General features: G+C 61.0%; 15 protein-coding genes. 6 read left to right on the top strand and 9 right to left on the bottom strand.

Annotation, left to right across the window (positions count from 1 at the left end):
* The first annotated feature begins 31 nt into the window (after positions 1–31).
* Complete coding sequence (locus tag ACERJA_RS09040; RefSeq protein ID WP_373607876.1) at positions 32–1,270, top strand: mandelate racemase/muconate lactonizing enzyme family protein; 1,239 nt, start codon at positions 32–34, stop codon at positions 1,268–1,270.
* Positions 1,271–1,333: 63 nt separating this feature from the next.
* Here ACERJA_RS09040 and ACERJA_RS09045 read toward each other — a convergent pair whose 3' ends face one another.
* Positions 1,334–3,280: a glycoside hydrolase family 15 protein gene (locus tag ACERJA_RS09045; RefSeq protein WP_373607877.1), complete on the bottom strand. Its 1,947-nt coding sequence runs from the start codon at positions 3,278–3,280 to the stop codon at positions 1,334–1,336.
* A gap of 240 nt (positions 3,281–3,520) precedes the next feature.
* Here ACERJA_RS09045 and ACERJA_RS09050 point away from each other — a divergent pair, with 240 nt between their 5' ends.
* Positions 3,521–4,624 (top strand): S1C family serine protease, encoded by a 1,104-nt coding sequence (locus ACERJA_RS09050; protein ID WP_373607878.1) that lies wholly within the window; start codon positions 3,521–3,523, stop codon positions 4,622–4,624.
* Between the two features lie 229 nt (positions 4,625–4,853).
* Here the strand turns inward: ACERJA_RS09050 and ACERJA_RS09055 are convergent, their stop codons facing one another.
* The gene (locus ACERJA_RS09055; protein ID WP_373607879.1) at positions 4,854–5,072 is read right to left on the bottom strand and encodes a hypothetical protein; all 219 of its coding nucleotides are present in this window, start codon (positions 5,070–5,072) and stop codon (positions 4,854–4,856) included.
* 152 nt (positions 5,073–5,224) lie between these two features.
* On the opposite strand from ACERJA_RS09055, the gene ACERJA_RS09060 reads away from it, so the two are divergent.
* Both ACERJA_RS09060 and ACERJA_RS09065 read left to right on the top strand, forming a co-directional pair.
* The gene (locus ACERJA_RS09060) at positions 5,225–5,398 is read left to right on the top strand and encodes a protein translocase SEC61 complex subunit gamma (RefSeq protein ID WP_006064555.1); all 174 of its coding nucleotides are present in this window, start codon (positions 5,225–5,227) and stop codon (positions 5,396–5,398) included.
* The gene (locus ACERJA_RS09065; RefSeq protein WP_373607880.1) at positions 5,398–5,835 is read left to right on the top strand and encodes a transcription elongation factor Spt5; all 438 of its coding nucleotides are present in this window, start codon (positions 5,398–5,400) and stop codon (positions 5,833–5,835) included. The genes ACERJA_RS09060 and ACERJA_RS09065 overlap by 1 nt, the downstream gene beginning before the upstream one ends.
* Before the next feature lie 187 nt (positions 5,836–6,022).
* Here ACERJA_RS09065 and ACERJA_RS09070 read toward each other — a convergent pair whose 3' ends face one another.
* Positions 6,023–7,393 (bottom strand): TIGR00341 family protein, encoded by a 1,371-nt coding sequence (locus tag ACERJA_RS09070; RefSeq protein ID WP_373607881.1) that lies wholly within the window; start codon positions 7,391–7,393, stop codon positions 6,023–6,025.
* Between the two features lie 156 nt (positions 7,394–7,549).
* Positions 7,550–7,837, bottom strand: coding sequence for a hypothetical protein (locus tag ACERJA_RS09075; protein ID WP_373607882.1), 288 nt, complete (start codon positions 7,835–7,837; stop codon positions 7,550–7,552).
* A 212-nt stretch (positions 7,838–8,049) separates the two neighbouring features.
* On the opposite strand from ACERJA_RS09075, the gene ACERJA_RS09080 reads away from it, so the two are divergent.
* Positions 8,050–8,862, top strand: coding sequence for an enoyl-CoA hydratase/isomerase family protein (locus ACERJA_RS09080; RefSeq protein ID WP_373607883.1), 813 nt, complete (start codon positions 8,050–8,052; stop codon positions 8,860–8,862).
* Positions 8,863–8,943: 81 nt separating this feature from the next.
* Entirely contained in the window at positions 8,944–9,714 is a 771-nt protein-coding gene (locus ACERJA_RS09085; RefSeq protein WP_373607884.1) for a PHP-associated domain-containing protein, read from the top strand.
* Between the two features lie 32 nt (positions 9,715–9,746).
* Here the strand turns inward: ACERJA_RS09085 and ACERJA_RS09090 are convergent, their stop codons facing one another.
* From ACERJA_RS09090 to ACERJA_RS09110, 5 genes are all read right to left on the bottom strand, one after another.
* Positions 9,747–9,902, bottom strand: coding sequence for a hypothetical protein (locus ACERJA_RS09090; protein ID WP_373607885.1), 156 nt, complete (start codon positions 9,900–9,902; stop codon positions 9,747–9,749).
* A gap of 483 nt (positions 9,903–10,385) precedes the next feature.
* Complete coding sequence (locus ACERJA_RS09095; protein ID WP_373607886.1) at positions 10,386–10,853, bottom strand: hypothetical protein; 468 nt, start codon at positions 10,851–10,853, stop codon at positions 10,386–10,388.
* 102 nt (positions 10,854–10,955) lie between these two features.
* A complete protein-coding gene (locus tag ACERJA_RS09100) occupies positions 10,956–11,420 on the bottom strand; it encodes a Mut7-C RNAse domain-containing protein (RefSeq protein ID WP_373607887.1) in 465 nt (154 codons plus the stop codon).
* Positions 11,421–11,426: 6 nt separating this feature from the next.
* Positions 11,427–13,178, bottom strand: coding sequence for a DNA polymerase/3'-5' exonuclease PolX (gene polX / locus ACERJA_RS09105; protein ID WP_373607888.1), 1,752 nt, complete (start codon positions 13,176–13,178; stop codon positions 11,427–11,429).
* Complete coding sequence (locus ACERJA_RS09110) at positions 13,178–13,618, bottom strand: DUF5788 family protein (protein WP_373607889.1); 441 nt, start codon at positions 13,616–13,618, stop codon at positions 13,178–13,180. Before ACERJA_RS09110 ends, polX begins: the two co-directional genes overlap by 1 nt.
* Positions 13,619–13,709: the final 91 nt, after the last annotated feature.

Consider the following 13,709-nt stretch of genomic DNA (forward strand, 5'->3'; position numbering starts at 1 on the left):
TATTACTACATTCAGAGTTACCATTCAAAACATGGGTGTCGATTACACGCAATTACACGATCCGAACGCGGAGTACACGATGCGAGACCTCTCCGCGGAGACAATGAACGTCACGCGCGAGCGCGGTGGCGGGCGCGACGTCGAGATCACGGACGTCCAGACGACGATGGTCGACGGGAACTTCCCGTGGACGCTCGTTCGAATCTATACTGACGCGGGTATCGTCGGCACCGGCGAGGCCTACTGGGGCGCAGGCGCGCCAGAGCTGATCGAGCGAATGGCGCCGTTCCTGCAGGGCGAGAACCCACTCGATATCGACCGCCTGACGGAGCATCTGGTCCAGAAGATGTCCGGCGAGGGGTCGATCGGCGGCGTCACCGTCACTGCGATCTCGGGTATCGAAGTGGCCCTTCACGATCTAGCGGGCAAGATTCTCGAGGTCCCAGCGTACCAACTGCTCGGTGGCAAGTATCGTGACGAGGTACGGGTCTACTGTGACTGTCACACCGAAGACGAAGCCGACCCGATCGCGTGTGCCGACGAAGCCGAACGGGTCGTCGACGAACTCGGCTACGACGCGCTGAAGTTCGATCTCGACGTGCCGTCAGGCCACGAGAAGGATCGCGCGAACCGCCACCTTCGGGCGCCAGAAATCGAGCATAAAGCCAGCATTGTCGAGGCGATCACCGAACGCGTCGGCTCACGGGCCGACGTCGCGTTCGACTGTCACTGGACGTTCTCCGGCGGCAGCGCCAAGCGTCTCGCAAAACGCCTCGAGGAGTACGACGTCTGGTGGCTCGAAGACCCCGTCCCGCCGGAGAATCACGACGTCCAGCGGGAGGTCACTCAGTCGACGACGACGCCGATCACTGTCGGCGAGAACGTTTATCGAAAACACGGTCAGCGCCGCCTGCTTGAGGAACAGGCCGTCGACATCATCGCCCCCGACATGCCGAAAGTCGGCGGCATGCGCGAGACTCGCAAGATCGCTGACCTCGCGGATATGTACTACGTCCCTGTTGCGATGCACAACGTCGCCTCGCCGGTTGCGACGATGGCCAGTGCCCACGTCGGCGCGGCGATTTCGAACTCACTTGCCGTCGAGTACCACTCCTACGAACTCGGTTGGTGGGAAGATCTGGTCGAGGAGGACGTCATCGAGGACGGCTACATCGAGATACCCGAGCAACCGGGCCTCGGCGTGACACTCGACATGGACGCCGTCGAAGAGCACATGATCGACGGCGAGGAGCTGTTCGACGAGGAGTGATCGCCTCGAGCAAGCCGTGTGTCGATCTGCTCAGGCCGACGAAACTCACCACGCGAACGGTCACTACAGCTCTGGTGGATCGCCACGTCTGAACAGCGTTTCGACGTTTTCGGGATCGAAGTCAGTTGGCGTGACCTCACCGTCAGCTTCGATCGCCCGTGTGAGATAGGTGACGCTGTTGATCAGCCCAAGATGCGAGAACGCCTGTGGGAAATTGCCCAGCAACGTGCCGTCCTCGGGTACAATCTTCTCTGAGTAAAGCCCCAGCGGGCTCGCATACTCGAGTACGTTTTCAAAGTACTTCCGCGCGCGCTCGAGACGGTTCGAGAGGACGAGCGCGTCGATCAGCCAGAACGAACACAGGAAGAACGCCTTCTTCTCGTCCTGGCGGATATCACTGTCGACAAACCGGACGACGAGCCCGTCGTCGGTCGTCAACTGCTCGAGAACGGTGTCGATCGTCGCCTGCACGCGGTCGTCTTCGGGCGGGAGGAACTCGTAGATCGGTATCAACAGCGCAGTCGCGTCGATCGCCGTCTCGGTCTCGAAGTGCTGGACGAAGCTGTTTGCGTCCTCGCTGAATCCGCGCTCCTCGATGGCCTCGCGGAGGGCAGCTCGGTTCTCGCGCCACTCCTCGAGAGGTGCCTGGAAGTCGTTTTCGGTTGCGAGTGCGATTCCCCGATCGAGTGCGACCCAGCACAGCAGTTTCGAGTGAAGGAAGTGTCGCCGTTCGTCTCGAAACTCCCAGATACCGGCATCACGCTCGTTCCAGTGTCGACAGACGTAGTTGACGATGTCACAGATCGCATCACAGTCGTCGCTGTCGAGTGGGACGTCTTCGTCAAACTTGATCGTCTCGTAGATCGCCTGTATGATCGTCCCGTACGCGTCGAGTTGCCGCTGTGGGGCGGCTCCGTTCCCGATCCGGACGGGTCCCGTATTGCGATAGCCAGAGAGATGCTCGAGCGTGTGCTCCTCGATGTGCTCCTCGCCATGGAGACCGTACAGCGGCTGAATCTCCGCCGGATCACGTCGAGCGATGTCCGCAAACCAGTTGAAGTAGTCGCGGGCTTCCTGTCGGTGGCCCGTATCGTGTAACGCCTGCACGGTGAACTTCGCGTCACGAATCCAGTTGTATCGGTAGTCCCAGGTCCGTGGCTCGCCGATTGCTTCGGGAATCGAGGTCGTCGCGGCGGCCGGAATCGCTCCTGTCTCGTGGTGGATTAGCAGTTTCAACAGAAGCTCCGACCGGACGACCATCTCGTGCCAGCGCTCGGGCATCGGCGCTGGAACCTCATCACGGGACCCAACCCATTCGCGCCAGTATCGTTTCGTCTCGTCGAGCGTCGCTTGACGATCGATCGACGCCATCGGCTCTCGGCCACCGTGCTGGACACCGACCCAGCAACGCTCGCCCGCCGTGAGCGAAACCGTTCCCGTCGCCGACGGTTCCGTCTCATCGATTGCGAACTCGAGGTCACCGATCACGTGAAGCTGCTCACTGCCAGTGTCGGCCTCCCTGTCCGTGGCTTTGGCCCTGTCGTCGCCCGCTGGTTCATCACTGCTCGTGGCGCGGACGCCGTCGGCTGTCGGCTCCAGTGTCGCCTCCCTGCGGGCGTAGTCGAACCGCGGTTCGAACTCGAGTCGTAATTCGGTCGCTCCCCGATCGCACTCGAGGCGACGGTAGATCGCCTGCTGAAAGCGCTCATCGCTTGGCATTCCACCGGCTCGAATCGGCATGAAGTCGGTTACGGTCGCCTGTCCGCGCTCAGTTTCGAACGTCGTCTTGAGAACGTTCGTTCGATCGGCATAGCAGTGATTCGACTCGTGGTCGGCGGTCGGGGACACGGCGAACTGACCACCGTGATCGGCGTCGAGAATCCGAGCGAAGACGCTCGGTGACTCGAGGTGTGGGAAACAACACCAGTCGATCGATCCATGACGGCTGACGAGTGCACAGCGGTCGTCGTTGCCGATGAGCGCGTAGTCACGAAGCGGTAGATACTCCATACAGGTAGTGTGGTTGTGGCAGGGGCAGTTAGCGAGCAGTTCGGATGTCTCACTATGGCTCGCCAGCGACAATAAGCGACGGCCGGCAGCGGCCGGGGAGTGGTGATACGGCCTGCTTCACCACCCACCGCGGAGTCGGTGATCGGCGGGACGTGACGACAACAGTCCGTACGAGCCCCCACCGTTCGGGATGGGCGTGCTGGTGAATGTTTTATTGGACTCCTCGGGGTGGCAATGGGCATGTCTTCAGAGCAAACTCGCGTCAGTCGCCGGCGAGTGCTGGGTCTGACTGTCGGCGCTGCCACGGCACTTTGCGCCGGTGGCTCTGCAGCTGCCAGCAGTCACACAGTGATCGGTGACTCGAGCGCCCAGAGCGATGACCTCGACGCGGGCAGTCCGTACAGTGCCGCCTACGAGGAGACCATCGACGACGTCGTCCTCGTCAACGTGTTCGGAGCCGACGAATCGCTTCCCGGCGGGCTCGGCTCTGGGTTCGTCATCGACGACGACCACGTCGTGACCAACCACCACGTCGTCCGTGGGGCAAGCGAGGTCGAACTCCAGTTTCGCGACGAACAGTGGCGAGCGGCGTCTGTCGTTGGGACAGACATCCACAGTGATCTGGCCGTGCTCGACGTCGACGAGATGCCAGATGGCCCTGACGGGCTCTCGTTTGCCGACAGCGAGCCCGAAATCGGGTCGGAAGTGCTCGCGCTGGGCAATCCCTTGGGCCTCGATGCGTCGATTTCGCAGGGGATCATCAGCGGTATCGATCGGTCACTTCCGAGTCCGACCGGGTTCTCGATTCCGGCAGCGATCCAGACCGACGCGCCAGTCAACCCCGGTAACAGCGGTGGCCCACTCGTCGACCTCGAGGGCGATGTCGTCGGCGTCGTCTTCGCCGGTGCCGGCCAGACGATCGGCTTTGCGATCTCCGGGCTCCTTGCTGACCGCGTCGTTCCTGCACTCATCGAGGACGGAGAGTACGACCACGCCTACATGGGCGTCAACGTCCTTCCTGTTGGCCCACTAGTCGCTGACGCCAACGAGATTTCGGAGCCGGGAGGCGTTCTGGTCACAGACATCGTTCCCGATGCACCGGCCGACGGCATCCTCGAGCCAGCAGACAGCGGAACGACCATCGACGGTGATGTCGTCCCGGTCGGCGGCGACGTTATCGTCGCTATCGACGACCAAGAGATTCCCAATCAGGATGGGCTCTCCTCAACGCTCGCACTCGAAACGACGCCTGACGAGACGGTCGCTATCGAGGTCATCCGCGACGGCGAGCGCCAGACGGTCGAGTTGACCCTCGAGCCCCGGCCTGACGTTGACGTGCCGTAGGCGGTCGATTTCATACACGATCACACATCGGCTTCAAACGAGTGTTTCGGGGCTTTCCCGGGGGTTTACGAAGTGTTGCCAGCGGTGCAGTAGACGGTCTGCTGTACCACTGTCCCGGCTCGACTGCAGGACGGCTCGCGGTCACGCCAGAACTGACGGCCAGCAGACCGATGGTCGATCTGAACCGAAAGCCGGCGTCGAGACAGCACAAAAGCGGCTGTCGTCGCGGTCAGGATCCGTCTGCGTCTGCTCGCTCCTCGGTATCCGCTGTTTCCTCGAGGTCCTCCAGGTCGGCCGCGTCTTCCCGTGGTGCGTTCTGGGTCCCGAGGTCGTTGTCACCGGCATCGGCCTCGTCGGGATCGCGGTCGATCCGCTCGAGTTCGTCCTCGATCTCGGCTTCCTGTTCTGCCTCGTACTCGTCTGTCCGGTCGGTATCATCTTCGGCCATAACACGTCCGCTTTGTCCTCGAGTAGTTTGGTCGCCGGGCCGTCGAGTGCAACGTTGGGCTGTTGTCGCTGCCCCATCGGCAGTGATGTCGACCCAGTTATCCAGCAGACACGAAAGACAGATAAAAGAAGCAGCGTTGTGACTAGACATATATGGACGTTCCGTACGACCTGACCTCATACGTTCGGGTGTTGAAAATGGCGACGACACCCACTACTGAGGAATTCCTTCAGGTGTCGAAGATCGCCGGCGCAGGGATCCTGCTCATCGGGCTGATCGGCTTCCTTATCGGGGGTATCATGCTCATCCTGACTGGTGGTTTCTAATGGGCATTTACGCAGTCAAGACCACGGCGAGTCAGGAGCGCACCGTGGCAGATATGATCATCAACCGCGAGGAGCCAGAGATTCACGCTGCACTCGCTCCCGATTCGCTGACCTCCTACGTGATGGTCGAAGCCGAGGGGAACAACGTGTTGAACCGTGTCCTCGAGGACATTCCCCACGCCCAGAGTATCGTCCCCGGCACCTCTGACATTACGGAAGTCGAGCACTTCCTCTCGCCGAAACCGGACGTCGAAGGGATCGCCGAAGGAGACATCGTCGAACTCATCGCTGGCCCGTTCAAAGGCGAGAAAGCCCAGGTCCAGCGCATCGACGAAGGCAAAGATCAGGTGACAGTCGAACTGTACGAGGCAACGGTTCCGATTCCGGTGACAGTGCGGGGCGATCAGATCCGCGTGCTTGACAGCGACGAACGATAGTTCGTCGAAGAGCGAACGGCGCATCGCGCCGTGAGCACAGCGACGAGCGCTAACGCGCTCGTCAAGCAGTCAGCACGGCAGAGCCGCGCTGAATACAGCGACGAACGATAGTTCGTCGAAGAGTGAACGGCACACCGCGCCGTGAGCACAGTGACGAGCGTGAGTCGAATCCTTTTAGACGACCGTTTCACGGAGCAGCGAGCGACGAATCGCTAGACAGAACGGCCCAGTGAGGGTCCGTAACAGCGTGTGCCGTCTCGTCCGTCGTTCGGTGTTCGGCAGCGACGAACCGAACTTCGACGGCAACTGACTCATCAGTGTGGGAGTCGACCCCCGCGACGAGTTGGTCGGTCAGGTTGTCTCCCGAGACAATCCCGGATCCAGAGATGACAATGACGACCCGCTCGACCGATCGGATCGGATACTCATCGTCAAGTTCGGCGTCGACCGATTCGACCTCGAGATGCGCGTATTCTGGATCGGTAAGCACGGCGTCGACGTCGGTTTCGACATCCGACTCGAGTTGCGCGGAGCGAAACTCGACGACTGTCGCGCTGACCAGTGGGACCAGCAACAGTACCATGACCAATCCGAGGATCGCCGCGAACGCAAGCGTCTGCCGGCGGGCAGTAGAGACGGAGAACAGTCCTGCCGGTCGATATCCACCACCCCAGAGCGTTACCAGTGCGGCGAAGTTAATCGACAACGTATTGACCAGCGTCAGTATGAGTGCGCCGGCGGCAGCGCCGTACATCTCCCATGCGAGGGCGATCCCGACAGCCGCAGCTGGCGGGATCAGCGCGGCGGCGATCATGACGCCGACGATCGCCTCGGACAGTTCTCGTGTGAGACTCAAGATACCCGCGACACCGGCACCGAGTGCAATGACGAGCGCGAGCAAGTTCGGTGCGACCCGTTCTTCCAGTTCCGCAATGGCAACGATATCGATTCCAGCTGGCTCGAGGCCGACAATTCGGACGAGACCAGCGAGCATGATCGATCCGAGCACCGCAATACCGAGGCCACTGAACTGGTAAATGAGACCGGTTGATCGAAGCTCGGTGTCGGCGATGACTGTCCCAACGCTGGCAGCGAGGGCTGGGCCGATCAGTGGGGCGATTACCATCGAACCGACAACGACGGCCGGTGAGTCGAGCAACAGGCCGGACGTCGCGACGATCGCGCTGATGAAAGTCATCATCGCGTAGACGGGAAACGAAGGCGTCAGGCCCGCCGCTCTCGTCTGTAACTCCTGTCTCGAGAGCCGATCACCGACCGATCCGTCGCGGCTGTGTTTTGCGTTGAGCTGAGCGAAGTTGGCGGACAGAACGGTCTGGGTGTCGAAAACGACAATGTTCGCGTCGTCGCTGATTCCGGCTTCCGTCAACCGATCGAGTGTGCGTTCGACGGCCTGACTGGGTAACAGGAACCTGACGACGGCGACGTAGTCACGATCGCTGGTCTCGTCGCTGACAATGTAGTCGATATCCTCGTCCTCGAGGATATCGAGCACTGCTCCTTTCCGGCCGGTTGGGATCGTAACCTCGACGTAGCGCACAGACCCAACAGATGTCAACGGGCCATATACTGATTATCGACGGGAAGCGGTGAGTCACGGAGAGACGTATTATCGGCTGTTCGGTATCTCCCGGTCAGAAACAATAGATTGGGGAGCCGACACCGCCTGGGCAGACAAGTCGCGGAGAGATGGCCGCTATCGTTTCAGTTCCGTGGCGATCGTTTCCATATCCGCAACGTCTTCGACTTCCGCTAACAGTTCCTCCCGGTTGCGGACTTCTTCGGAGCTCGCGCCGTAGGCGCGGACGTATTCGGCGCGACTATGCTCGGTGAAGGCGTGTCGAATCGCGAGGTAGCCGTCAGGAACGACGGTACCACAGACCTGACACTCCTGCCGTGTGTGTTCCGTCGCTTGATGGACGATCGTCGACTCGGCGTCCTCGAACACCGCCCCACAGCCGTCGATTCCGCATTCCCAGGCCATTCACTCTCAGTGAATGGTTCGAGTGGCGTGGGTAATGATCTTTTCGCAGCCAAGCAGCGTGCTCAGATACGCAGTTCGTGCGGCGATGTCGTGACGAGAACTTTCGCGTTCCGTCTCGAGGCCCCCGACAGTGCCAACAGAGGGAGCCGCTCTGTGTCCGACCGGTCGATTCATGATGTGTGTTATCCTCATAATTAGATACGCTATTTAATATGACAACCGAGATACCGAACACCGGGGAACTCGAGTCAGTGACAGTTAGCCACGACGGCTACGTCGGACGGATCACCCTCGACCGACCCGAGGCGATGAACACGTTCAGTACAGGACTCGCACGGGACCTCGACGATGCGTTGCACGCGCTCGAGGCGGCGTCCGATATCCGGGCGATCGTCATCGATGGGGCAGGCAAGACGTTTTCGGCCGGGATCGACCTCTCCGAACACGGTGACCACGAGACCAAAGCGGAGTACGAGGACTGGGTCACGATGATGGAAGCGCCGTTCCAGACGGTCGCCGAGATGGGAACCCCCGTAATCGCGGCAGTACACGGACATGCGGCTGCCAACGGCATCGGGCTGGTCGCCGCCTGTGATCTGGCTGTGGCTGCCGAGGGAACCCAGTTCGGGGCGACAGCGCCCAAGGTCGGCCTGTTCTGTATGGGGCCGTCCGTCCCGCTGATGAAGGCACTCCCCAGAAAGCGGTGTCTCGAGTTGGTTCTGACCGGTGACTTGATCGACGCCGAGACAGCGCTCGAATGGGGGCTGATCAACCGTGTCGTCCCGGACGGCGAGCACCGAGCGGCGGCGGTCGACCTTGCCGAGACGATCGCGAGCAAGAGTCCAACGGCCGTCCAGATGGGGAAAAAGGCAGTCTACGAAATGTTCGATCGCGAGTACGACGACGCACTCGAGTACTCGAACGAGCGGTTTGGGGCCCTCTGTACGACTGCGGATGCCCACGAGGGGATCGCAGCCTTCCTCGAGGGCGAGCCACTCGCCGCCGACGAGTGGCCCGGTGAGTAGTCGCTGGTCGCTGAAATCGCGGGACGGTCACGTGGCGACAAAACCAGAATTCATAACTCGAGTGTCCCAAAAGAGGCTCCCGTGAGCGACGGCATAGCAGCGGAGGCTCGAGTTGACTGTCACGTAAAGGTGCTCAACGACGCGGTCGTCGAGCAGGCCCGTGCTGCGGGACTCGACGCGATCGTCTACGCACCGCATTTCACTCGACTCCCCGACATTCGACGACAGGCCGCCAGCTACTCGAGCGATGACCTGCTGGTGATTCCCGCACGGGAGGTGTTCACCGGCTCGTGGCGAAATCGGAAACACGTTCTGGCGATCGGCCTCGAGGAGCCGGTGCCGGATTTCATCCCGCTCGGGGCGGCGATGGACGAGTTCGAACGACAGGAGGCTGCGGTGCTTGCTCCCCATCCCGAGTTCGCCAACGTGAGCCTCACAGAGGCGGATTTACAACAGTACCGAAACGGCATCGATGCCGTCGAAATCTTCAATCCGAAACATCTGCCAACACACAACGAGCGGGCGCGTGGGATCGCTGAACGACTGGGATACCCGCCGTTTGCGTCGTCGTACGCCCATCTTCCGCGTTCTGTCGGGGTCGCACACACTGCGTTCGAGCGTTCCATCGACACCGAAGCAGACCTGGTCGGTGCACTCACAGACGGTGTCGCCAGACGAGTCATCTACGACAACGGCTGCAAGCGGTGGCGGACGACAGCACGCGAACTTGCCCATCTCTGTTATGAAAATACCTGGGAGAAGATCGATCGGCTCTTTCTGTCGGGCACCGAGCCGACACATCCACACCATATCGCCTACGACGGCCGGTTCGACGACGTGTCCGTCTACTGATCGGCCATCCATTCCTCGACGCCGTCGGTTGACTACTCCTCTTCGAGTGCGTCCGCGATTCGTTCGAGTTGAAGCCCGACGTAACAGAGCGCTTGGGTTTGCATGATCGCAGGATCGTTACTCCATTCGTTGGCGATGTACGCTGCTTGTCTCCCTGCTCTGTCGAGGTCGTTGTTACCGTTTGCCATTGCTCCAGTACGTTTGTCGTCGACCGACGAAATCGTTCGGGTCAGTCCACCGCTGTGAAATTCCCGAGTGCGGTCGCAGGTTATCTAGTTACGAATGCGGGTGTTTTGCTGTACGGGATTCCCAGTTTTCGACCAACTCACTCGCCGATCATCCGCCGATCACGGTGAAAATCCACTACATGCCTGTCAAAAACTGGTCTGCGACCAAAATGACGGTGAAATCGAGTAACTGCGTGCTGATGGCCCTACGCGAACCGGCAAATACGGAAAACAGAGAATGGCTATATCAGTGCCGGTTAACACAAGAAGTTCGCCGTCAGGAATGCAGTCTGGGCAGAACGGCAGGGTTGACGTGTCACCATCCCAGTCTACAGCATCTCACGCGTACGTCTCACTGCAGCGGTGACAAGACCAGTTGAACTCATACTGAACCATGATTTGCTGACCGAGATGCATTGTCGATCTGTTAACACCACCGTCCATTTACGAAGAATGAATCAAGAGACTGGCGGCAAGCGCTCCAACAACAACTGGCGTAAGTACGATACCAACGAGAAAGAAAAATTGGATTTCGCCAACTTGAGCGGGTGATACCGGCCAGTCTCTGTCAAACAGAAAGTAAAGAACTCCATTGAGAAGTGCGATAAACGAAGCTCCAACAAGAGACAAAACGACTGCAATCCCAAAGTTGCCAACTTTCACTACCCATGCCTGCTCAGTTTTTGAGGATTCTATTCGGTATACTATTTTCCTAGCAGTATACCTGAGTACAAATAACGAGACGGTTCCAAGTAAGCAGGTGATTGCTAATACCAGAGGAACCTCAGCGATCGGATCATATAGCGTGGACTGACGAATGCCGATCCACAGTCCGAAACCAATCGTTCCGAATATAAGCAACGCAAGAATAGTTCGCTTAACGCGTTTGACGCTCCGACTATGTCTATCCATACCTTTGATTTTGCGTAAATCAATATAGAACCTAAGATAGTTAAATCGAAACCAGAAGTGCGAAATCCCGTTCAGCAATCTTGACATCCGTAACTACAGAGATTACGGCTCGTCGCCGCCTTGCCGGATCGCCGAGAGCGCCTTTGCAACCCGATCCCAGTGGCTGCCGCGCCAAAAATACTGTCCACAGCGTCGACAGCGCCAGCTCTCGACTTCGGCAGGATCGGGCGCATACTCGGGTGTCGACGCCGTCGGCTCGACGCCCTCGAGTCGCCCGTTACACCGGCCACAGAACGCTGGCTCGGCCGCGAGCGTCAGTTCCACGCCCGCGGCCGCGAGCTCGGCGAGCTGGTCCTCGACATCGCGTGACTCGAGGAGGATCGACTCGTCGGCACGAGAGGCGAGTTGGACGTCTCGAGTGACCAGCGTTCGATTTTCGTCTCGGGCCACGTCGAGGAGGGCGTCGTCGGCCTCGAGGGCACGGTCGCCGGCGTAGACGGTGTCGTGGTTGCACATCCGCAGATACGAGACCACGCCGCCGCACATGACGTCGAGCAGGAGCTTCATCGGGAGTCAGTGCAAGAACGCGCGCAGTTCCTCGAGCCCCCACGTGTTGATCACGTCCGCTGGTTCGGCCCAGCCGCGCCGGGCGGTGTGGACGCCCCAGCGCATGTACTCGAGGGTCGACGGCTGGTGGGCGTCAGTGTTGACTGCGATCGGGGCCCCCTTCTCGAGGGCCGCCTGAACGGCGCTGCCCCAGAGGTCGAGCCGTCGCGGATTGGCGTTGATCTCGAGAGCGGTGTCGTTGGCAGCGGCAGCTTCTCCGAGGGCAGTCGCGTCGAACTCGAGGCCGGAGCGTTCGTTGAGCAATCGGCCGCTCGGGTGGCCCAACACGTCCACTGCGGGGTTTTCGATGGCGCGGACGAGTCGGTCGGTCGCCGTCTGGGCGTCCTGATCGAGGCCGCTGTGTGGCGAGGCGACGACGACATCTAACGCGTCGATCACGTCCTCGGAGAGCCCGATCTCGCCGTCGGCGTCGACGTTGGCCTCGATACCTGCGAAGACGGCAATCTCGCTGTCGGCGTCGACTTCACGGACGATCTCGACTTGCTCCAGAATCTCGGCGTTCGAGAGCCCCATCCCGCCGACGATGCCGGGGCCTTCGGCGTGGTCGGCGACGCCGTAGTACTCATAGCCCAACTCCGTGGCGGCTTCGACCATTGCCTCGAGTGAGGTGTTGCCGTCGGACCACTCAGTGTGGGTGTGGAGATCTCCCTGAATGTCCGCGCGTGTGAGCAGGTCCGGCAACGCGTCGTTCTCGGCGGCGGCGATCTCCCCGCGATCTTCGCGCAGTTCCGGCGGGATCCACGGCAGGCCGAGCGCCTCGTACATTCCTGCCTCCGTGTCGCCCGCGACACGGTCGCCGACACGCAGCCCGGCATCGGGGTCGTCGATCTCACTCACATCGAACGCGCCGTACTCGTTGAGCTTCATCCCGCGGTCGATCGCGTAGTTGCGAAGCCGGACGTTGTGGTCCTTGCTGCCCGTAAAGTACTGCAGCGCAGAGCCGAACTCTTCGGGGACGACGACCCGCAGGTCGACGCGAATCTCGCCGACGCGGACGCTCGCCTTCTCGGGACCAGATTCGATCTCGCCGTCGACCGACTCCCAGTCGACGAACGCCCCGACGACGTCCTCGCCCGCATCCGTCGCCGCGAGCACGTCCACGTCGCCGATCGTCTCGCGCCAGCGGCGGATCGAGCCCGCCACCTCACAACGTTCGACGGCCTCGAGCCCCTCGAGAAACGCCAGCACGTCGTCGGCGAGGGGGCGGCCCTCGCCCAGCAGGTAGCGCTGGCCGATCTGGCGGGCGAACTCGAGGTTGTCCCGGATGTTCTGTTCGGTCTTCGGGCCGAAGCCCTTGATCTCCTGAACCTCGCCGGCCTCGGCGGCTGCCTCGAGGTCGTCTAACGTTTCGACACCCAACTCGCGATACAGTTTGCCCGCGGTTTTGGGGCCGACGCCTTCGATGCGGGTGATATCGGCGATGTCGATCGGTAACTCGGCGCGTAGTTCCTCGAGTTCCTCGATCGTCCCGGTCTCGACGTACTCGACGATTTTGGCCGAGATGGCGTCGCCGACGCCATCGATCTCCTCGAGGACGTCCTCGTTGCCGCTTGCGACAGGATCGGCGATCGGGACGGGGTGGGCGCGGATATTCTCGGCTGCCCGGCGATAGGCACGGGGTTTGTACTCGACGTCGTCGGCCTCGAGCAGGTCGGCGAACTCCTCGAACCGGCCGGCGATCTCTGCGTTGGTCGCCATCAGCGGCCCCTCCGTGACGCGCCGTTGTCCTCGCGGCCGAGCGCTTGCTGCAGGAACGACATCCAGCGTTTTGTATCAGCGGCCTGCTTAGCCTGCTGCTCGCGCTCTAAGTCCGTCGGGCCGAGGCTCTCTAAGGCGTTGAGTGCCCGATCGATGCCGATGATGCTGCCGGCGAGCTCCTCGCCTTCTTCGCGGGTGATGTCACCCTCCTCGATCAGTTCGATACGGTCGTTTCGCTCGCGTCGCAAGTTCCGTTTGGCCTGCTCGACACGGTCGCGTTCCCCGGCTGGCACCGTCTCGCGGCGTTTGATCTCGAAAACGAACGTTCGGAGATCGATATCTTCGCCCTGGACGGTGATCGTCTCGGGAATGTCCGCGCCGACGGTCGCACTCTCGCGTTCGACCCGCTCGAGCAGCTGTTTGCGCTCGTATGCTTGCACAGTTCGATATCCGGGTTGGGCGGGCAAAAATGTACAGTCCGGCGACTCGAGGCCGTTGCCGCGAGCGCAGACTCACGAGACGGCCTGAACC

The organism is Natronorubrum sp. A-ect3, assembly GCF_041821125.1.
GTDB classification, from domain to species: domain Archaea; phylum Halobacteriota; class Halobacteria; order Halobacteriales; family Natrialbaceae; genus Natronorubrum; species Natronorubrum bangense.